Annotated in this window: 18 protein-coding genes and 1 pseudogene; 4 read left to right on the top strand and 15 right to left on the bottom strand. The window is 40.6% G+C overall.

Annotated features, from left to right (window positions below):
• Window positions 1-60: 60 nt before the first annotated feature.
• Entirely contained in the window at window positions 61-657 is a 597-nt protein-coding gene (gene recU, locus PCY16_RS03685; RefSeq protein ID WP_002886506.1) for a Holliday junction resolvase RecU, read from the top strand.
• Window positions 657-2948, top strand: coding sequence for a penicillin-binding protein PBP1A (pbp1a, locus tag PCY16_RS03680; RefSeq protein ID WP_195413357.1), 2292 nt, complete (start codon window positions 657-659; stop codon window positions 2946-2948). The genes recU and pbp1a overlap by 1 nt, the downstream gene beginning before the upstream one ends.
• Window positions 2949-3051: 103 nt before the next feature.
• Here the strand turns inward: pbp1a and pepC are convergent, their stop codons facing one another.
• From pepC to leuS, 14 genes and pseudogenes are all read right to left on the bottom strand, one after another.
• Window positions 3052-4389, bottom strand: coding sequence for an aminopeptidase C (pepC, locus tag PCY16_RS03675; RefSeq protein ID WP_195413356.1), 1338 nt, complete (start codon window positions 4387-4389; stop codon window positions 3052-3054).
• Window positions 4390-4490: 101 nt separating this feature from the next.
• Entirely contained in the window at window positions 4491-4934 is a 444-nt protein-coding gene (locus PCY16_RS03670; RefSeq protein WP_195413355.1) for a DUF805 domain-containing protein, read from the bottom strand.
• A gap of 15 nt (window positions 4935-4949) precedes the next feature.
• A complete protein-coding gene (gene nadE / locus PCY16_RS03665) occupies window positions 4950-5771 on the bottom strand; it encodes an ammonia-dependent NAD(+) synthetase (protein ID WP_073688877.1) in 822 nt (273 codons plus the stop codon).
• A gap of 11 nt (window positions 5772-5782) precedes the next feature.
• Window positions 5783-7237: a nicotinate phosphoribosyltransferase gene (locus tag PCY16_RS03660; RefSeq protein ID WP_195413354.1), complete on the bottom strand. Its 1455-nt coding sequence runs from the start codon at window positions 7235-7237 to the stop codon at window positions 5783-5785.
• 184 nt (window positions 7238-7421) lie between these two features.
• Window positions 7422-8723, bottom strand: a complete 1302-nt coding sequence (locus PCY16_RS03655; RefSeq protein ID WP_195413353.1) for an ABC transporter permease — start codon at window positions 8721-8723, stop codon at window positions 7422-7424.
• A complete protein-coding gene (locus PCY16_RS03650) occupies window positions 8692-9375 on the bottom strand; it encodes an ABC transporter ATP-binding protein (RefSeq protein ID WP_183137067.1) in 684 nt (227 codons plus the stop codon). The genes PCY16_RS03655 and PCY16_RS03650 overlap by 32 nt, the downstream gene beginning before the upstream one ends.
• Window positions 9376-9586: 211 nt before the next feature.
• Window positions 9587-10297: a MerR family transcriptional regulator gene (locus PCY16_RS03645; RefSeq protein ID WP_183137066.1), complete on the bottom strand. Its 711-nt coding sequence runs from the start codon at window positions 10295-10297 to the stop codon at window positions 9587-9589.
• 89 nt (window positions 10298-10386) lie between these two features.
• Entirely contained in the window at window positions 10387-10812 is a 426-nt protein-coding gene (locus tag PCY16_RS03640; RefSeq protein WP_014633849.1) for a DUF3021 domain-containing protein, read from the bottom strand.
• A gap of 9 nt (window positions 10813-10821) precedes the next feature.
• Entirely contained in the window at window positions 10822-11277 is a 456-nt protein-coding gene (locus PCY16_RS03635; RefSeq protein WP_014633848.1) for a LytTR family DNA-binding domain-containing protein, read from the bottom strand.
• A gap of 18 nt (window positions 11278-11295) precedes the next feature.
• Window positions 11296-12138 carry an ABC transporter permease gene (locus PCY16_RS03630; protein ID WP_195413352.1) on the bottom strand — a complete coding sequence of 281 codons (843 nt, stop codon included), beginning with the start codon at window positions 12136-12138 and terminating at the stop codon, window positions 11296-11298.
• Window positions 12138-13004: an ABC transporter ATP-binding protein gene (locus PCY16_RS03625; protein ID WP_195413351.1), complete on the bottom strand. Its 867-nt coding sequence runs from the start codon at window positions 13002-13004 to the stop codon at window positions 12138-12140. The genes PCY16_RS03630 and PCY16_RS03625 overlap by 1 nt, the downstream gene beginning before the upstream one ends.
• Window positions 13005-13271: 267 nt before the next feature.
• Window positions 13272-14501, bottom strand: a pseudogene (locus PCY16_RS03620) (acyl-CoA thioesterase/BAAT N-terminal domain-containing protein); the annotation flags it as partial.
• Between the two features lie 58 nt (window positions 14502-14559).
• Window positions 14560-15015, bottom strand: coding sequence for a MarR family winged helix-turn-helix transcriptional regulator (locus PCY16_RS03615; RefSeq protein ID WP_195413350.1), 456 nt, complete (start codon window positions 15013-15015; stop codon window positions 14560-14562).
• Window positions 15016-15196: 181 nt separating this feature from the next.
• Window positions 15197-17698 carry a leucine--tRNA ligase gene (leuS, locus tag PCY16_RS03610; RefSeq protein ID WP_195413349.1) on the bottom strand — a complete coding sequence of 834 codons (2502 nt, stop codon included), beginning with the start codon at window positions 17696-17698 and terminating at the stop codon, window positions 15197-15199.
• Window positions 17699-17891: 193 nt separating this feature from the next.
• Here leuS and PCY16_RS03605 point away from each other — a divergent pair, with 193 nt between their 5' ends.
• Together PCY16_RS03605 and PCY16_RS03600 are read left to right on the top strand one after the other, a co-directional pair.
• Window positions 17892-18659, top strand: coding sequence for a DeoR/GlpR family DNA-binding transcription regulator (locus PCY16_RS03605; RefSeq protein WP_195413348.1), 768 nt, complete (start codon window positions 17892-17894; stop codon window positions 18657-18659).
• Window positions 18652-19461 carry a Cof-type HAD-IIB family hydrolase gene (locus PCY16_RS03600; RefSeq protein WP_155164412.1) on the top strand — a complete coding sequence of 270 codons (810 nt, stop codon included), beginning with the start codon at window positions 18652-18654 and terminating at the stop codon, window positions 19459-19461. Before PCY16_RS03605 ends, PCY16_RS03600 begins: the two co-directional genes overlap by 8 nt.
• A gap of 130 nt (window positions 19462-19591) precedes the next feature.
• Here PCY16_RS03600 and PCY16_RS11230 read toward each other — a convergent pair whose 3' ends face one another.
• Window positions 19592-20080, bottom strand: coding sequence for a phosphatase PAP2 family protein (locus PCY16_RS11230; protein ID WP_145516993.1), 489 nt, complete (start codon window positions 20078-20080; stop codon window positions 19592-19594).
• Between the last annotated feature and the right edge of the window lie 4 nt (window positions 20081-20084).

The following is a 20084-nucleotide window of genomic DNA, read 5'->3' as shown; positions in this document are numbered from 1 at the left end:
TCATTTTATGGTATAATGAAATAGTCTTTATGCATATCTTATAAAGAAGAAGGGAAAGAAATGGTAAACTATCCCCATCAGATATCTCGTAAGATAGCACAAGTACGTCCTAAAAAATCAAATAGAGTTGACTTTGCCAATCGGGGGATGAGCTTTGAATCTGCTATTAACGCGACTAATGATTACTATTTGTCGCGTGGTTTAGCCGTTATTCATAAAAAACCTACCCCTGTTCAAATTGTCAAAGTCGATTATCCCAAACGCTCACGAGCAAAGATTGTAGAAGCTTACTTTAGACAAGCTTCTACTACCGACTACTCCGGCGTTTACAAAGGATACTACATTGATTTTGAAGCCAAAGAGACACGACAAAAGACATCCATGCCTATGAAAAACTTTCATGCGCATCAAATTGAGCACATGTCTCAGGTCATCAGTCAAGATGGGATCTGCTTCGTGCTACTTCACTTCTCGACGCTTAAGGAAACCTACCTTCTGCCTGCCAAAGACTTAATCGCTTTTTATCAGATTGATAAAGGGACGAAATCAATGCCTCTTGATTATATCAAAAAAAGAGGCTATGCAATTGCAGAAGCAGCTTATCCTCAAGTTCCTTACTTAGAAATCATTGAAAAATTATTAGGTGGTAACACATAATGGCTAAATTTAATTTCAGCAACTTTAAAGAATCACTTAACGGTTTGACTAAACGTGCTAAAAACATCAAGGTCAAGCGTTCAGATTCTTCTCGCTATGGCAAAGGAAAACGCTCTGCCGCTTCAGACCAAAGTTTGGGCTGGCGTATTGCAAAATACGGATTTATTGGACTGCTTACTTTCTTTGTAGTCTGTGTCATCGCTGGTGGTAGCCTCTTTGCCTACTATGTTAGCAGTGTTCCTAAACTTACCGAGAACAAACTGCAATCAACAAACTCAAGTAAGATTTACGACGCTAATGGTAGTCTTGTTGCCGACTTGGGAGCTGAGAAACGTGAGAGTGCATCAACAGATGAAATTCCAACAACTCTAGTTAATGCCATCACCTCTATCGAGGATAAACGTTTCTTCACTCACCGTGGGATTGACGTCTACCGTATCATGGGGGCAGCTGTTAACAACCTTCGTCGTAGCAGCACCCAAGGGGGGTCTACGCTCGACCAACAGTTGATTAAGTTGGCTTACTTCTCAACTAACACTTCTGACCAAACCCTTAAACGTAAGTCACAAGAAATCTGGTTGTCACTCCAAATGGAGCGTCAATTCACTAAACAAGAAATCTTGACCTTCTATATTAATAAGGTTTATATGGGTAATGGTTACTACGGTATGAAGACTGCAGCTAAATCTTACTTTGGTAAGGACTTGAGCGACCTCTCTGTTGCCCAAGCAGCTCTTCTTGCTGGTATTCCACAAGCACCAACACAATATGACCCTTATGCTAATCCAGATGCTGCCAAAGAACGTCGTAACACTGTTCTTGACGAAATGTATGAAGACAAGAATATTTCTAAAGAAGAGTACGAGCAAGCTAAAGCAACTGATGTATCAGATGGCCTTCTTCCACTTACGAAGAAAGCTAGCTATGAGCCATACTTAGATAACTACATCAAACAAGTTATTGAACAGGTATCTACCGATGCCAACGCTGATATTTACTCAGCAGGTCTCGACGTCTACACTAACCTTAATCCAGATATTCAAAAATATATCTGGAACGTCTATAATACTAACGACTACGTATACTATCCAAACGATAGTCTCCAAGTTGCTTCTACTATTATTGATGTTACTAATGGTCGTGTCGTTGCCCAATTGGGTTCACGTCACCAAGACGAAAACATTGCACTTGGTACCAACCAAGCTGTTCAAACAGACCGTGACTGGGGTTCTACAATGAAACCAATCACTGACTATGCTCCTGCTATTGAAAAAGGTGTTTATACAAACACTGGTACGACTGTTTACGATAATCCTTACAATTTCCCAGGTTCTTCAACACCAGTTTACAACTGGGACCGTAAGTATTACGGAAGCATTTCATTGACTTATGCACTTCAACAATCACGTAACGTTACAGCCGTTAAAGCTCTCCAAGCTGCTGGTTTGGAATATGCTCAATCCTTCTTGAAGGATTTGGGTATCGAGTATCCAGAAATGTACTACTCAAATGCCATCTCATCTTCAACATCATCATCAGATTCTAAGTATGGTGCATCAAGTGAGAAAATGGCCGCAGCTTATGCAGCCTTTGCAAATGGTGGTACTTACTATAAACCTTCTTACATTAAATCAATCAAGTTTGAAGATGGTTCAACTAAATCATTTGATTCTAAAGGTGTCGAAGCCATGTCACCACAAACAGCCTACATGATGTCAAGTATGTTGAAACAAGTATTGACAGGTGGTACAGCAACTGAAGCTTATGTTCCTGGTACAATCAATGCTGGTAAGACTGGTACATCTAACTACGGTGACGATGAGTACTATAAAGTACAAAAAGAAAGTGGTGTCTATGCTGACCTTATGGTTCCGGATGAAACTTTCGTTGGTTACAATACTAAGTATGCAATGGCGATTTGGACAGGTTACAAAAACCGTAAAACACCACTTTATGGTTCAGACCTTGATATCGCTAAACAAATCTACGGTGTAACAAGTAGCTACCTTAACCAGATGTATGGTGCGGGTTCTGAAGATTTCGATATGCCTAGCGGTGTTTATAATAATGGTAGCTATGTCTTCCTTACTGGTTCTTCAACATCAAATGTTTACACAGGATCACTTGGAACATCTAGCTCATCATCAAGTTCGGACTCCAGCCAAAGCAGTGACTCATCAAGTTCACAAGATAGTCAACAGTATGGGCCTGATGCTTCAACAAATCCATCGACATCGGCCTCTAACGGCTCTGAGCATTCGAATTCAAACACTGCTACAGCAGAAGAATAAGAAATAAGAAGGGTTATCCGATTGGATAACTCTTTTTTTACCGATAAATTTTAAAGAAACTATAAAAAACACTGGAAAATTTCCAGTGTTTTCATGTATTGTCTTATTTTGAAGCAAGGGCTCCCATTGGGTCCCAAGGAGCAAGTACTTGTGGCTCTGCTTCATAGGCTGCTAATTCTTCAGCTGTAAGGAAGTCTTTGCGGACAACGATTTGATAAGTGTATTCATCCATCCAGGCATCAGAAGCGACAAAGTAACCTTTTTGTCCAACCTTGTCTCCCCAAGAGTTTTCAACCTTCCATTTAACAGGTTTGCCATCGGCATCCAAATCAACCCCAGTCAATACCATGGCATGAGTCATGAGAGATTCACTGTAGTCCAAACGTCCTGCCTTATCTTGAGTCAAGTTAATATCCATGCTAGCTGTAAAGTCATAAACATTAGTTGCAAGAATACCTTTTTGACGGTCTGAAACTTGACCAACATCTGAACCAAACCAAACAGTTTCTCCAGACTTCATCTGTGCAATAGCAAGCTCTTTGAAACGGTCCATTGGGAGGTTGATATAACGAACACTTGGTGCACCTACAACATTACCTAACATCTCAACAGTATAAGATTTTCCGTAAGGTTTATCAGTTGTTGGAGCGTTGATAACTGACACATAGTCGCTGAGTTTGAGACCCACATATTTTTCAAAGAATACTTGTGGTGTGATATTTTTCTCAGATTGATAGTTGTCATCCTTATCTCGGTAGGCAAAATCAAACTGACGTGGTGGTAAACCAAGAGTCATGGCAAGATAATTGAAAATTTCTTGAAGAAGCTCTTCCTTCTTAGCTTGAACAGTAGCCTGATCAGCACCACCTGCAATTAGGTCACGTAAGATTTGAGCATCTTGACGAAGAAGCTTATTGAGATATTGGTTAAGCTCACGACTATTGCTTGAAGATACAGATTCTGGATAAACCGATTTTGGTACAACACCGTATTTTTCAAAAAGTGATACGACCATATCCCATTGTCCACCATCTTGTTGAGGGGTATCCAAAAGGAATTTAACCTTACGACTGCCAATCTCTTGATCTGCTGTAGCAATGATTTGTTCCAAGAACCAGTTTGATTTTTCATACTTGTCCCAGAAGAAAGTGTGAGCTTGAGAAAGTTCGAAACTTTCCAATTTAAAGTCTGAGATTAATTTGTGACGGAAAGTATTTAGTGCCGCAAACATCCAGCAACGTCCTGAAGCTTTCTGGTTAGACACCTCATCTTTAGTCAAATCGATTGAGAAAACGTGGTCGTTTTCAACTTCTGATTGACGTGTTTCGATGGATTTGAGCAAGCCATTATGAGTTACAGCATTCTCAATAGCACTGTACTTGGCATTGGCCTCATATTCTGCAAATAGTTTATCTGTGAAATCTGTTGATAATGAAGTCATAAGATTCCTCCTTTTAAGCCTTATTCTTCTCTATTTTATCACTAATTTCTGAAAATTCAATTTAAAAATACCCCTAGGTTAAACCTAGGGGTAGGACAATCTTATTCAACTTTATCAACCAGTGTTTCTGGTGCTGGTTTCGTTGGTTGACAAGACATGATAAGGAGGACAATGCTTCCAATCAATGAGAAGATAGCCAAGAATGGTACAAGCCCTATATAACTTAGAAGTACCCAAGCCGGATGAAAGCCTGCATCTCTTAAACGACGGATTTGTAGAGACAATTGAGGGATAAGTTCAATTAAGCTAAAAAGTATTAGTGGCCAAGCATAGGTAATAATTATTTTTTGCAGTTCAGTCTGATTATTCAACAGAGCTGGATCACTAAGGTCAACATTACTGAAGAAAGGAATAAGAACACAAAAAACAGTAAGAATAGTAATAATAATGACATTAACCAAGTAAGCCCACCAGTAGTCTGGACGAGTCGAACGTCCGCTAAAGTCAAAGGCACGTTTCCAAAAGTCAATATAAGCTTTAATCATAAATCAATTCTCCTCTTATTTCCAAAACTCATCAAAAATAGTGATTGGCAAGTGACGTTTGTGTTGACCTTTACGCCACCAATTCTCAATAGTATCCTGGGCTTTGGCTGATACTTCCTTGCCTTCAAGGTAATCATCAATTTCACGGTAGGTCACACCAAGTGCCACTTCATCAGCGATTCCTGGTTTATCCTCTTCCAAGTCCGCTGTTGGCACTTTTTCATAAAGGACCTTGTCCGCACCAAGTTCTGCAAGAAGGGCTGCACCTTGACGCTTGTTTAGACGAAAGAGCGGCAAAATATCCGCACCACCATCGCCAAATTTTGTGAAGAAGCCAGTAAGGTTTTCAGCGGCGTGGTCTGTCCCGATAACTGCCCCACTATTTTCTCCCGCAACCGCATATTGGGTAATCATACGTTGACGGGCCTTGATATTACCCTTGTTAAAGTCAGAAACGGTTACGCCTGCCTTGGCAAGTTCCGCAACCTGACCATCAACAGCTTCTTTGATGTTAACCACAAGACTCACATCTGGCTTGATAAAAGCAAGAGCACGTTGGGCATCATCTTCATCTGCTTGGACACCGTATGGTAAACGAATGGCGATAAACTGATAGTCTTTTCCTGTCTCTGCACGGAGCTCTTCAACCGCAAGTTGTGCTAGACGGCCAGCCAAGGTAGAATCCTGACCTCCTGAAATTCCCAAAACATAGGTTTTTAGGAAAGGATGCTTTAGCATGTAGGCCTTCAAAAAATCAACAGATTTTCGAATCTCTTCTTTTGGATCAATGCTAGGTTTAACGCCTAGTTGAGCAATAATAGTTTCTTGCAAAGTCATAATTTCTCCTTTTACTCTGACAAGTCATGGGCTTTCTTACGGACATTATCAATCAAGGTCATCTTGTTATCCCAAACATCTTTAGCCAAGTCAACTGGATAATCTTGAGGGTTAAGCACGCGCTTGTACTCATTCCAAAGCTCATCCAATTCCTTAGTCGCATAAGCCTTGATTTCATTAAGACTAGGCAAGTCATAGATGAGTTGCCCCTTGTCGTAGATTGGGACCAAGAGTGGTACTGCATCAAAATCACGAACAGTCTTATTAATGTAGGTGTATGTTGGGTGGAACATATTAATTTCTTCTAGAGCGTTAACATCCGTGTCTGCGAAAGTGATATAGTCACCTTCTGATTTGCCCTTAGCACGACTCGTAATACGCCAGACTTGCTTCTTACCTGGTGTCGAAACCTTCTCAGCATTGTTGGACAATTTGATAGTATCATGCATGACTCCTTGATCATCTTCCATTGAGACAATCTTGTAGACAGCACCCAAGGCTGGTTGATCATAGGCAGTGATAAGCTTAGTACCCACTCCCCAGACATCAATTTTGGCCTTTTGCATCTTCAAGTTGAGGATGGTATTTTCATCAAGGTCATTTGAAGCATAAATTTTGGCATCAGGGAAACCGGCAGCATCCAACTGCTTACGGACTTGCTTCGATAGATAAGCCAAATCACCTGAATCAAGACGGACACCCAAGAAATTGATCTTATCACCCAGCTCTTTAGCTACGCGAATGGCATTCGGAACTCCAATTTTGAGAGTGTCATAGGTATCTACAAGGAATACACAGTCCTTATGAGTTGATGCATAGGCTTTGAAGGCATCGTAATCATTGCCATAGGCTTGAACAAGAGCATGAGCATGAGTACCAGAAACTGGAATGCCGAAAATCTTACCGGCACGTACATTGGACGTTGCATCAGCACCACCAATCACGGCTGCACGCGTTCCCCAGATTGCTGCATCCATCTCTTGTGCACGACGTGTCCCAAATTCCAACAGAGGAGCATCCTCAATGACAGAACGAATACGAGCTGCCTTAGTAGCAATAAGAATTTGGTAATTGAGGATATTTAGCAAGGCAGTCTCTACTAGCTGACACTGGGCCAAGGGACCTTCCACTTGGAAAATCGGTTCATTAGCAAATACCAAATCACCCTCAAGGGCCGAATTGATAATCAACTCGAGTTTTAGGTTGGCTAGATAATCCAGAAAATCCTCAGGATAACCTAAATCTTTTAGATAAGCAATATCAGTTTCTGAGAAAGTCAGATTTTCAAGATAGTTGACAATACGCTCCAGACCTGCGAACACAGCAAAGCCATTTTTAAACGGAAGTTGACGGAAATAAACTTCGAAAACGGCCTTTTTATTGTGAATACCTTGGTTGAAGTAAACTTGCATCATATTGATTTGATACAAGTCAGTGTGCAAGGTTAAACTATCATCTTTATACATGGAACTCCTCCAATCGAATAGGTACTTCTTTTTTGTTATTAATAGCCTGTATATGCTGACTATTATAGCATTTTTGAGCAATTGTCTCCACTTTTCAGAAAGTTAATTATTGTTAGGATTTTCCGAATTTTCTAATGCTTGTTTTGACAAAAAAAGAGTAGCCTAGGGAGACTACTCTTCATTTCTATTCATATCTTAGGGACTCGACAGGATCCATTTTACTGATTTTACGGGCTGGAAGGTAGGCTGACACATAGCCCATCAAGAGTGAAAAGCCAAACATGATGAGAATTGAGGTCAGATTTAGGTCAAACACCTTGCTGACACTTGGGTAGAGATGTGAAACAATCATGTTGGCCAAGCTTCCAATGCCCTGCGATACAAGGAGGGCAAGGGCTAGTGAGATACCCGTAATCCAAAGTGCCTCATAAACAAAGATAGCTTTCACGTCACGATTAAGGTAACCGACGGCCTTCATAACACCAATCTCTTTTGAGCGTTGCATAATATTAATATAGATGATAATTCCAATCATAACAGCTGAAACTAGGATAGCTTGTGACGAAAGGATAATCAAGAGGGCCTGGATCACACGGATGAATTTAATAATGACATCTAGGATGGCCTGCTGTGAAAGAACCAGATACTTCTTGTTTTTCTGCAATTTTTTAGTGACTTCCTTAGTCTTGGCTGGATCTTTGAGCTCCAAAAGCATGTAAGAGACTGTTTTGGTAAAGCCATTTTCTTTGAGCAATTCTTCCAATTGTTTAGCTGGCATATAGCTATTGCCCTCTTCAGCATCCTCGCTGTCATCAACAATACGGACAATCTTAGTCTTGATATCCGCTACTTTAGTTCCCTCAGCAGTATTTTCAACAATCTGAGCTGAAATTTCTTTACCGATAAAGTCTTTAGCCCTGAGCTTCTTCCCTGTTTCTTGGTTGTAGCGTTTGACAAAACTCATCGGAAGGGTTAAGCCCTTTTCATCTTCAGATTTAAAAGGTTTCCCAGCTGAAATTTTATCCTTATCATTGCGAGATGTAGAGATTTTTGTGTTCTTGTAGAGACTGATAACCTGAGAATAGTTAGGAAGGTCCTTGCTGAAATCCATGGTCTTGCCATCAAGGGTAAGACTTGCCATGTTCATTCCAAAGGGACTCTCCAAATACTTAATGTCATCACTCTTAATCTGGCTACGAATAAACTTCTCGTCATCCGCATTTAGAACCCCTCTGGCTGCTGATTTAGCACTAAGACTGATCTGAATTTGGGATGGAATGTTGCCACCATCGGTACTGTCATTAATCATACCAACAATAGCATTTCCCAAACCAAAGGAAATCAAGACACCGATAAAACCAATGGAAGTTGCCGTCGCAATCAAAAGATTACGCCACTTACGTTCCATAAAGTTGTTCAATGACAATTTGAGTTTATTCTTGAGGGTCAATCCCTTATTTTTCGATTGTTTCAACGACTTCACCATCCTTCATTTTAATGACAACATCCGCATAATCCGCCACTTCAGGGTTATGGGTTACGATAATCACAGTTTTACCTGCCTCGGCTAGCTCTTTAAAAATTTCGAGAACATTTTCCTGAGACTGAGAATCAAGAGAACCTGTCGGTTCATCAGCCACAATCATTTCTGGGTTATTGACCAAGGCACGGGCAATTGCCACACGTTGTTTTTGCCCACCAGAAAGCTGCTTAACATTTTTCGTGATAAAGTCTCCGATTCCAAGACGGCTGAGCTCCCTTTCCGCAATCTTGACCATCTCTTTATCAGTCATATTTTTAACGTAAAGAGGCATCTTGACATTTTCAAGGACTGATTGATGAGGGATAAGATTGAAATTCTGAAAGACAAAGCCAATATGGGCCTTTCTAAAATAGGTCAAGGCACGCTCTGAAAAATCTCGCATGTTTTGATTTTTGAAATAAAGATTTCCTTGATACTGGCTATCCAGACCACTAATAATACTAAGCAGACTGGTCTTACCACAGCCAGATGGACCGTAGATAGCAGTGATCTTTCCTGGTGCAATCTCAAGTGTAACATCGTTCAAAGCGCGCTCTTGGTTCGTACCGTCGAGATTATAGTACTTTGAGATGTGGTCGATGGTTAAAATGGACATGATTTCCTCCATAAATTTGATTTAGGTTAGAATTTGATTGACTTTTCTCCGCTTATCTGCAAGAAAATTTCAAGCAAAATAGCAGAAACACTTAACCAATCGCCTTCTAAAACGATACATTAATTATAAACATTAAATGATTATAAAAATAGTGACATAAATGTCACTATGGCATGAAAAAAGCCAAAGTCCCTAAGACTTTGGCTTTAGTTTATTGACAATAAATACGAATAGCTTCTGCGAGAAAAGTGGCAGTCCCTGCTCCTCCAACTTTATCAATAAAACTAGAAAAGCGATTATCTGTTTGATACATCTGACCGAGACCAGCTAATACCGTTTGGTCACATGGATAAAAATGCTGACTAATATAGTCTTGTAACACCTTTACTTGCTCCTGAACACTATCATCCCCAGGATTATACTCCTTGAGCTGTCCAAAGGTAGACATGATTGCAGTCATCTCTTTTGTAACTTCAGGGAAGGACTCCTCTTCCTTAGCCGCGAAAGCTTGATAAGCTTCTGTCTGACCCCATCTAGCCTGAGCTTCTTCCTGAAAGGCTTCCACAGCTTTTTGATCAAATGCTTCAAATGACATTTCTTCTTCCTCCATTTGTAAGGCCTTGGCATGAGCTATTACGGCTTCTAAACGGGACCTTTTCAGCTCTAAGAGCTTAATCTGATCCCTAAGTGCTTGAACTTTGTCATAACCTGGTTGACCTACGATTTCCTTAATTTTTTTGAGAGGAAAGTCTAACTCACGGTAAAGCAATATTTCTTGCAAACGGACAACCGCATCGCGATTATAGTAACGGTAACCATTTTCAGCCACAACTGACGGTTTCAGCAAATCAATTTCGTCATAATAATGAAGGGTGCGCACACTGACACCTGATAGTTGGCTCACTTCTTTTACAGATTTCATTAGAACTCCTCTCTGATTAAGAGTATAGGCTATGACGTGGCGTGAGGGTCAAGAGGAAAAAGAGTATTTTTGAAGTTTACTATAATTTATTACTTTTCTTTCTTTTTCTGGCTTCGACGATGTAGTAAAGCTTGATTAATACGCTGTGTTCTCATATGCATTTGCCAAATGAGATAAAGCCAGATAATACTATAAACGGAAATGAAAACAATCCAGATAGCAGGGTTCGTTAAAGCCTCATACCAGCCTGATAGTAGGCAAGTCAGTGTAAGTACAATCGCCGTCAACAAGAAATGCAAGATTACTCTAAGTCTGTACGACATGCGGTCAAGCTCTTCCAAAATCCACGAGAGCATTCCCATCAAACCACTCATCATAAAGAGGGCTAAAATATTCCCAACACTAACTTTGGGATAGATAAGCTGCGGAAATAATTGACCAAGTAAAAGGAGTGCAAGGTAAAAGAACGATCCCGTTCTCACGCCGGATACAAAATAAGCAATTAAACGTTTCATTGGTTCCTCCTACACCCCTAAATAATCCATCAAGGATTTGACATATTTTCGGCTGACACTGGACTTCACTCCACCTGTCATTTTAGCCATCATATTGCCAGAAAAACTATCTGATAGGGACTCCAAATGGTCTATATTCATAACAGCATGACGTGATATCTGTAAAAAACTTCGACGGTTGATGCGATGCTGAAAGTTTGTCAGTGTCTCTCTCATCGTATAGGTATTGTTTACGGTATAAATCGTTAACACATTCTTCTCAATCTCAGCTAGGATAATATCGTCAATTTTTACCATAACCAAATGATCATCCGTTTTAATAGGAATCACCACTTGATTTACAACTGAAAATTGTTCGAGATAATCCATTACCTCTCGTGCTTGATCAGACAATCGCTCTGCTTGGATGACCACACAGGGATCCTTTGCCGAAATATCCGATTTTTCTTCAAAACGAAGTTTCATTCCTATTCCAACTCTCACTTATTTTTTCTGACTAGTTCTTTTCACTAAAATAATCCAAAGAATACTTGCTAGAAGAATACCTCCTAACACTATAAGGTAAGTATTTTCCTTTGTCAATAAACCTTGCCACTTGAGCTGAATGCCCATTTTTTCTTGAAACTCTTGAAGAAGGTTATCTTGACCTTTAAAGGTCTCACTTAATGTTTCTTTCATGAGGACTTGTCGATAAAGTGCAGCAATATAAGTTGCTGGGGTACATTTCATTAGTAGTTGTGCAAAATCAGGTAAAACGCCCAAAGGTACATAAGTTCCTACCAAAAAACCAGAAGCTGTCCCCACTATGGTCGCAAACTTTCCAAGACTGTCTACGGATTGGAAAAAGTAAACAAAAATGGCATTCACTAAGCTAGAAAGCAGGCTACTAAGCATCATAATGAGGAGCACTTCAGGTAGTATGTATAATTTTGGCACTTCTCTAAAATAGCTACACATCAACACATACATAAGGACCTGCATGGCAAAAGAAATGATGATTGCACTCGCTAGATACGAAAACGGTAACCGCCATTTCCCATGATTCGATAAATAAAGATCCTGATCTACTTGATGTTCACGGTCCTTTACCAACTGAGTCAGTGCGGCCAGACTCGTCGTTATCCCTGTCACAGCCAGCGTCCCGCTCATCAACCAATTATTTAACAAAGGACCACTATTGGGGAGCTGAGCCCAAGCATCTGTTAGATTTTTTTGAAGAAAAATAATATAGAGAATAAAGGAAATCAAGGCTCCCAACAAGGAGAAGAAAACTCCTGAACGATTCCTGAAGTACAATAAAAAATTTCGCTTTAGTAAGGCTAGCATTAGCGAACCTCCCTTCCTGTAAGTGCAATAAAGGCATCATCCATGGTCCCGGGACGAAACTCAAAATGGGCTATTCTATCTCTAACTTGTGCCAGGTAATCAATGGCTTCCCTTTCACTCTCGGGTTGAAAAACATACTCCAATTGACTTTGTTGCTCTACTGACATTCCCGAAGTTTTAAGACTTTCTATCTGCTGCATCTCCTTGAAACGAATTTTCAAGATATTTTTTGCATACTGACTCTTAATATCTAATGCTGATCCCTGAGCAATCACTTTTCCATGGTCCACAATATAAATCAGATCAGCTTCATCCGCTTCGTCAAGATAATGCGTGGTCAGTACAACAGTCATCCCCTCTTCTCTCTGCAATTGATAGAGCAAATCCCAAATAGACTTCCGAGTTTGGATATCCAAACCTGTCGTTGGCTCATCTAAGAACAGAATATCTGGTTGTGAGAGCAAAGCACGTGCAATGTCAACCCGACGCTTTTGGCCACCTGAAAGCGTCCCATATTTCTGCTTTTGAAAAGCTGATAGCCCTAGCCGACCAATGAGATCAGACACACGATCGGGTTTTAAGCCTTTATACTGTTTCGCACGAATGGTCAGATTTTCCCTAACCGTCAGCATCTCATCTAAAACACTGGTTTGGAAGACCACACCAATTTTAGTACCGGGTTCATAGATGATTTCACCTTGCGTTGGTTGTTTCAAACCAATCAACATGGAAATCGTCGTTGATTTCCCCGCCCCATTTGGTCCTAGAATCGCATTAAACGTTCCCTTTTCAAACTGTAAGTGAATATTGTTTACGGCTAAATGATTTCCATACCGTTTACTTATGTTTTTAGCTTGTAATATCATGTTCTCTCTCCTTTTGATAGAACCAGTCTAGCAAAAAAGCCGTTTAAAAAACGGCTTTTGGGGATAAGTGGTCAAAATGAGAGTCCAAGTGGAGGGATGGAAGAGATTAACAGTGTTTTTCATAAAAATCAATTTCCCCAATAAAAAAGAAAAAACTGACTTTCAACTTTAATTGCTAGTAAGACAGTAACACAATCTCTCACTATGAGAACCCATCAAAAGGGGGAATGAATTACTTTTTATATCATTTCCATAGGATTTGTAGTATTGCTTCTTCAAATGCCTATCAAAAAAATGAATCGTAGCCAACCAAGAATCCTTACTCTCTTTCATCAGTAAACGCCAATCTTTTCGATAGCGATGATTGGGTTGATAAGCTACTGTCAACATGTGACCTGTTTCATGGTATTTTTTAAATGTAATGTGGTGGCCTTTATAATGTGAGACAATTTTGTCTATTGCTGACGAGGCATCCCATATTTCATCAACAGTACTTCCGAGTAATAAGATTGGTGAGTGCATTTGACCAATATCTATCCTAGCAGAGCAATCTTTAGGGAAGGATTTTTTTAAAAGTTTGCTGAACAGATAATCTCTAAGTCGAAACTTTTGATAAGGAAGTTCTTTTTGCAAATACGTCCAAGAAGAAGTATGGGAGTTCCATTTTCCTTTTATCCCCTCATACACCACATCAGAGGGTGAATTTAGTACCAAACATTGAACGTCATTAAAAATGCTCTCCTCAGCTAAAACTAACTCTGCTCCCTTAGACCGTCCATAGATTCCAATTCTTTCACTATCTACTTGAGGATGCTGACGTAGATAATCCTTTGCTTCCACAAGGCACTCTAAAGGAATACGTTCCAAATGTTTTGGCAACCCCTCTAAACCAAAGTAGGCAACTGCTAAACAAATATAACCTCTAGAAGATAAAAGCTGAGCTATATTCTGGGCCTTTTCAATCCGTCCTTCACTACCGCTCACAATAATCAATGCTGGTGTTTTTATTGCCTTTTTATCATAGAAGAGTCTCCCTTGAAAATATCTCCCGTAAATATCTTTATGACTAATTTGCGAAATCATGTAATATCTTGTGAAAGTTCTCTCTGCAATGACAGTATTTCCTTGCATAATTTTGATTTCCACAAAAAACCGATCTAGTAAAGGAATTTTAGAAAGAGAGGTTGGGAGCTTCTTTTTCTTATTGGTCAAGGGCTTTGCATTAGAAAATAGTCCCATTGTTGAAATGCCTTCATAAGAGCCAGAACAAGATGGAGTTTGTGACATATCAATAATACCATTCTTATCTGATACAAAAATCCCTGTTGATCTCCATAAACCATCATGAGCTAAAAGCATGGGGGCATTGATACAATAATAATCAGTTAGGTACATCTCGACTCGATATGTTTCTCTTGGTTTTAAGCCATTGATGACAATATTAAAAGATTCGTCTGCTAACTCAGACTCTGAGATAAGTTCAATTTGTATATTCATATCTTCCTCTTTTTTTGTTAATGTGATTAACAATGTAGTTTTAAAATTACCGTGATTTTTACCACGGTAATTCTCGCCATACCTGTTCAACATCATCCATCAGTTTCATAACCATTTGAAGGTCCTCTTCACTATAGTTTCTTAAAACTGAAAAAATGGTTTTTTCAATATGTTCTTGCTGCTCTTTATGGACGTTAAAAACGTCAACCCCTTTTTTGGATAATATCAGATATTTATTTTTTTCATTATCCTGTGCAAATTCAAAAGCAACGAGGTCTTTCTTGGTTAAACGTCTAACACTCTGAGTAACGGCACTCCTTGATACTTCAAGTAACTCAGATAATTTTACTAGATTCACAGGCTGATTTCGACCTATCAGGTCAATCAAATGGACTTCATTAATAGTGATTGATTTATCAATACTATTTCTATGCTGATTCTTTTTCAACCGTTCAAAGGCTAAGACAAAGCTGTTAAAACGATTATTAAACTTCTGCAGTTCTTTCTTATTCATAGTTTCCTTCTTTTTGTTAATGATATTAACAAAATATCGTTTTCTTGTCAAGAAGAGTAAAAAATCCTCCAGAGCCTAGCTCCGAAGGATTCATTTTTATTTAACAACGATGTTAACAAGTTTATTCGGCTTCAATAGTCCAGTGGACTGTTGAAGGTAGCAGATAAGGCTAATAAACTCGTTATTTAACGACAATATTAACGAGTTTATTAGGTACACTAATTACTTTCACAATTTCCTTGCCATCGATCTCTGCTTTGACTTTTTCGTTAGCAAGAGCTACTTCTTGCAACTCTTCGCGTGAAAGATCTTTAGCGACCATCAATTTGGCACGGACTTTACCTTTGATTTGAACAACGATTTCGATTTCGTCTTCAACCAATTTGCTTTCGTCCCATGTTGGCCAAGCTACGTAAGAGATAGACTCACCTGTTGCCGCCACTGTTTGCCAGAGTTCTTCTGCCAAGTGAGGCGCAAATGGAGCGATCAATTGGATAAAGCCTTTGGCGTAATCCACGTAGAGTTTGTCTTCCTTGTTAGCTGCATTGACAAAGACCATGAGTTGGGCAATGGCTGTGTTGAATTTCATAGACTCGATTTGCTCTGTGACAGATTTAACCGTTTCGTTATAAACCTTGTCAAGAGCGCCATTGTTTTCCGCAACGATTTCTTTACTTGTGATCAAACGGTAAACACGGTCGAGGAACTTACGGCTTCCTTCTAGACCTTCTTCAGACCAAGCGATTGAAGCATCAAGTGGTCCCATGAACATTTCATAGACACGAAGGGTATCAGCACCGTATTGTTCCACCACATCGTCTGGGTTCACCACGTTCTTGAGGGATTTAGACATCTTAGCCGGTGCTTGCTCCAATTCTTCCCCTGTTTCCATGTGGAAGAATGAACCATCACGTTTTTCAACCTTGTCAGTCGCCACAAGAGCACCACGGTGGTCACGATAGCTAGTTCCCAAGATCATTCCTTGGTTAAAGAGTTTTTGGAATGGTTCCTTAGTTGGAACGACACCGAGGTCATAGAGGAATTTATGCCAGAAACGAGCGTAAAGCAAGTGGAGCACAGCGTGTTCTGCACCACCCACGTAGATATCGACTGGCAACCATTGTTTGAGTAGATCCTCATCAGCCAATTTTTCTGTGTTATGTGGATCGATATAGCGGAGGTAGTACCAGCTTGAACCTGCCCATTGTGGCATCGTATTCGTCTCACGACGACCTTTGACACCATCTTCACGAGTCACTTCAAGCCAGTCTGTCAAGTTAGCCAATGGGCTTTCACCAGTACCTGAAGGGCGGATATCCTTGGTTACTGGCAAGACAAGTGGCAAGTCACTTTCTGGAACAGCTGTTGAAGTGCCATCTTCCCAATGAACGATTGGGATTGGTTCACCCCAGTAACGTTGACGACTAAAGAGCCAGTCACGAAGACGGTAAGTGATTTTTTCTTGACCAAATCCTTTTTCTTCCAACCAAGCCACGATTTTGGCAATCGCTTCTTCTTTGTTAAGACCGTTCAAGAAGTCAGAGTTGACGTGAAGGCCGTCTTCTGTGTAAGCAGCCTCTTCAACGTTGCCACCTTCAAGCACTTCTACAATTGGAAGATCAAACTGTTTAGCAAATTCCCAGTCACGTTCATCGTGGGCAGGTACGGCCATAACAGCACCTGTTCCGTAGCTAGCAAGAACATAGTCGGCAATCCAGATTGGAATTTCTTTACCATTGACAGGGTTTACGGCATAAGCGCCAGTCCAAACCCCTGTCTTTTCCTTGGCAAGGTCTGTACGAGCCAAGTCTGATTTAAGGCTAGCTTGGTGTTTGTAATCAGCTACAGCCTCAGCTTGTTCAGGTGTTGTGATAGCATCTACCAAGTCATGCTCAGGAGCCAAGACAGTAAAAGTTGCACCAAAAAGAGTATCAGGACGAGTGGTAAAGACGGTGAATTCCTTGTCTGTTCCTTTCACTTTGAAGGTGACATTGGCACCAGTTGATTTACCAATCCAGTTGCGTTGCATGTCCTTGATAGACTCTGGCCAATCAAGGTCATCCAAGTCATTGAGCAAGCGCTCTGCATAGGCAGTAATTTTAAGCATCCATTGGCGCATTGGTTTACGGACAACTGGATAGCCACCACGCTCAGATGTTCCATCAGGAAGGACTTCTTCGTTGGCGATGGCTGTTCCCAATTCTTCAACCCAGTTTACTGGTACCTCTGCTTCATAGGCTAAGCCTTTTTCATAAAGCTTGGTGAAGATCCATTGCGTCCACTTGTAGTAGTTTGGATCTGTAGTATTGACTTCACGGTCCCAGTCGTAAGAGAAGCCAAGCGCATTGATTTGGCGTTTGAAGTTGGCAATGTTTTCCGCTGTGAATTCCGCCGGGTCATTCCCTGTATCCATAGCGTATTGCTCTGCAGGCAAACCAAAGGCATCCCATCCCATTGGGTGAAGGACGTTGTAGCCTTGTGCACGTTTGAAACGGCTGAGGATATCAGTCGCTGTGTATCCTTCTGGGTGTCCTACGTGAAGACCCGCTCCAGATGGGTAAGGGAACATGTCAAGCGCATAAAACTTAGGTTTTGAGGCGTCTGTTCCTGTCTTAAAAGTGTGATTGTCAGCCCAGTATTTTTGCCACTTAGGCTCGATTTCTTTATGATTGTAAAAACTCATGGTTTCTCTCCAATATTCGTAATGCTTCTATTATAGCATTTTTGAGGGATTTTTAAAGATGATAAGGGAACTTTAAAAGGCAAATTCACCTGAGTCTGTTTTGCGTTATTTTCGTTCTTTTTAAGTTTTTTTGCGCTTTTGTATTGTGAAAAAGCAAAAAGATGCTATACTAGTATCAGAAAGAAGGTGACTCATGTATCAGGAGCAACGATTAGAGAAAATATTAACACTCCTGGAAGAGAGGGGAAACCTATCTGTCAAGGAAATGGTCGATGAATTAGGAGTTTCCAAAGACACTGTCAGAAGAGATTTCGACTGTCTCAGCCAGAGGAATCTGGCTCAACGTACCCATGGTGGCATTCTTCCAGTTAAAAATACCACTGTTCTAGGCTTCCAAGAACGTCAGAAAGGACTCACTGAAGACAAGAAAAAAATGGCAGACCTAGCGCTTAGCTTGGTCAAAGACCAATCTCTACTCTTTTTCGATGTCTCTACCTTGATGCTTGAAGTCTCACAAAAATTGACTAAGAAGGTCACTGTCTACTCCCACTCTTTGGACAACGCCTTGGTCCTAAGTGGCAAAGAAGGCGTTGACTTCCATCTCTTGGGAGGAAGATTTTACAGTAAAAACCGCTTCTACTATTCGCTTCACGAAGCCCAGCTCTTGCAACATCTACAATTTGACTTAGCCTTCTTTGGAGCGGCTAGTCTCAATCAAGGAGTGGTCAGTTATGAGGACGAGGAGGATGTTGCTGTTAAGCAACTGGCCATGCAGGCTGCCCGAACCAAGATTCTTATTGCTGAATCTGATAAATATGAAAAACATTCCAAATATATCTTGGGTAAGATTAAAGACTTTGACTACTGGATTACAGATAAAAAACCTGATCCTGATTTGGTCGAAGCCCTTAAAGACAGAGTAACGATTTTATATGATGGAAAGGATAGCGACTATGAGTAATATCCGTTTGATTATCAGTGACATTGATGGCACTATTCTCACTAGTAACCACCAGGTGGATGAACAACTGATTGAGGTAATGCCAGAGCTTGAAAAGGCAAATATTCCCTTTGTTTTAGCTTCTGCCCGTTCTCCACTAGGGATGCAACCAATCGCTCACAAACTGGGACTTCATGACAATCCCATCGCCTGCTACAACGGCGCCTTAGTACTTGAGGGCGACCGTACTATCATCCAACACCCTGTGGATAAAGCTGAAATTCAAGAACTTCTTAGCTACTTATCCACAGATTATCCAAGTGTCTCTGTGAATATCTACTCTGGCAAGGATTGGATTACCAACAAACTAGACAAATGGTCTCAGTTGGAAGGAAGCATCACGGGTGAATCTCCTATTATTAAGGAGCTGCAAGACACGGTCTCAGATTCAGAGCCTCCTATCCACAAGCTTTTGTTGATTGATGAGCCTGAAGTTATTCAGGACCTCCACCAAAAACTCCTAAGCATGGATTTTACACAGACAGCATTCTACTTATCCAAAGATAACTATCTTGAAGTCACAGCCAAACATGTTTCTAAAGAACACGCTCTCATCGAGGTTGCCAAATATTACGACCTTCCTCTTGAAGAAGTCATGACAATCGGAGATAACTTCAACGATAGTCCTATGCTGGCTCTAGCTGGCCTGGGAATTGCTATGGGCAATGCACCTGAAGGGGTTAAGGAAACTGCAAACTTAGTAACGACTTCAAATGATGAACATGGTGTGGCTCAAGCTATTACAGAACATGTCCTAAACTAAACCAATATCTAATGGTGGGAACAGCCTTTAATTGCCAACTCGAATTTTAGAACAAAAAGAAAGGTGCCCAGAGGTAGCTTTCTTTTTTCAACGAAAAAAGCCCTCCTCTTTCAAAGAAGGACTAGATTTTCTATAGGTAAAGAAGAAGACCCACAAGGATTCCAATGACATAGCCTGCTAAAACATCACTAGGATAGTGAACACCACCTAGCACGCGCAAAAGAGCTAGAGCACCCGCCAGAAAAAGCATAGCCCCACCTAGCCAGGGGTTAAGCGTCAGCGCCAACATAGCAATAACAGTCGCTGAGAAAACATGCCGGCTGGGAAAGGACTTGCCTAGACTGTCCTTCTTAATAAGGGATTGGATAGCCCAAGTCTGGTATGGACGCGGTCGATTATAGAGACTACGACCAAGAGAAAGAAGGAAAAAGCCTCCCCCCATAATAAGCACTGTCGTAGAGAGAATAAACCAACCACCCCTTAGCCAAACCCAAATAAGAAATATAGGAAAAAGCAGGTAAAAAGTCCTAGTTATAATTTTGTTCAAGCCTTCTAAAACCTTAGCGTAAGAACGCAAAGGAGTGCTAATCCTATCGTAAAATCGTTTGTAATTCATCATCATC

This window comes from Streptococcus sp. SS4 (genome assembly GCF_030440125.1).
Classification (GTDB): Bacteria; Bacillota; Bacilli; order Lactobacillales; family Streptococcaceae; genus Streptococcus.
The sequence above is the reverse complement of the archived record's forward strand: the minus strand, read 5'-3'. Positions and strand labels throughout refer to the sequence as shown.

What these genes read in the sequence shown, in the direction of transcription:
- pbp1a (WP_195413357.1), top strand. Translation starts at nt 657, where the DNA reads ATGGCTAAATTTAATTTCAGCAACTTTAAAGAATCACTTAACGGTTTG.
- PCY16_RS03615 (WP_195413350.1), bottom strand. Translation starts at nt 15,015, where the DNA reads ATGAATAAGAAAGAACTGCAGAAGTTTAATAATCGTTTTAACAGCTTT.
- PCY16_RS03630 (WP_195413352.1), bottom strand. Translation starts at nt 12,138, where the DNA reads ATGCTAGCCTTACTAAAGCGAAATTTTTTATTGTACTTCAGGAATCGT.
- PCY16_RS03655 (WP_195413353.1), bottom strand. Translation starts at nt 8,723, where the DNA reads ATGGTGAAGTCGTTGAAACAATCGAAAAATAAGGGATTGACCCTCAAG.
- leuS (WP_195413349.1), bottom strand. Translation starts at nt 17,698, where the DNA reads ATGAGTTTTTACAATCATAAAGAAATCGAGCCTAAGTGGCAAAAATAC.
- pepC (WP_195413356.1), bottom strand. Translation starts at nt 4,389, where the DNA reads ATGACTTCATTATCAACAGATTTCACAGATAAACTATTTGCAGAATAT.
- nadE (WP_073688877.1), bottom strand. Translation starts at nt 5,771, where the DNA reads ATGACTTTGCAAGAAACTATTATTGCTCAACTAGGCGTTAAACCTAGC.
- PCY16_RS03605 (WP_195413348.1), top strand. Translation starts at nt 17,892, where the DNA reads ATGTATCAGGAGCAACGATTAGAGAAAATATTAACACTCCTGGAAGAG.
- PCY16_RS03640 (WP_014633849.1), bottom strand. Translation starts at nt 10,812, where the DNA reads ATGAAACGTTTAATTGCTTATTTTGTATCCGGCGTGAGAACGGGATCG.
- PCY16_RS03645 (WP_183137066.1), bottom strand. Translation starts at nt 10,297, where the DNA reads ATGAAATCTGTAAAAGAAGTGAGCCAACTATCAGGTGTCAGTGTGCGC.
- recU (WP_002886506.1), top strand. Translation starts at nt 61, where the DNA reads ATGGTAAACTATCCCCATCAGATATCTCGTAAGATAGCACAAGTACGT.
- PCY16_RS03650 (WP_183137067.1), bottom strand. Translation starts at nt 9,375, where the DNA reads ATGTCCATTTTAACCATCGACCACATCTCAAAGTACTATAATCTCGAC.
- PCY16_RS11230 (WP_145516993.1), bottom strand. Translation starts at nt 20,080, where the DNA reads ATGATGAATTACAAACGATTTTACGATAGGATTAGCACTCCTTTGCGT.
- PCY16_RS03600 (WP_155164412.1), top strand. Translation starts at nt 18,652, where the DNA reads ATGAGTAATATCCGTTTGATTATCAGTGACATTGATGGCACTATTCTC.
- PCY16_RS03660 (WP_195413354.1), bottom strand. Translation starts at nt 7,237, where the DNA reads ATGTATAAAGATGATAGTTTAACCTTGCACACTGACTTGTATCAAATC.
- PCY16_RS03635 (WP_014633848.1), bottom strand. Translation starts at nt 11,277, where the DNA reads ATGAAACTTCGTTTTGAAGAAAAATCGGATATTTCGGCAAAGGATCCC.
- PCY16_RS03670 (WP_195413355.1), bottom strand. Translation starts at nt 4,934, where the DNA reads ATGATTAAAGCTTATATTGACTTTTGGAAACGTGCCTTTGACTTTAGC.
- PCY16_RS03625 (WP_195413351.1), bottom strand. Translation starts at nt 13,004, where the DNA reads ATGATATTACAAGCTAAAAACATAAGTAAACGGTATGGAAATCATTTA.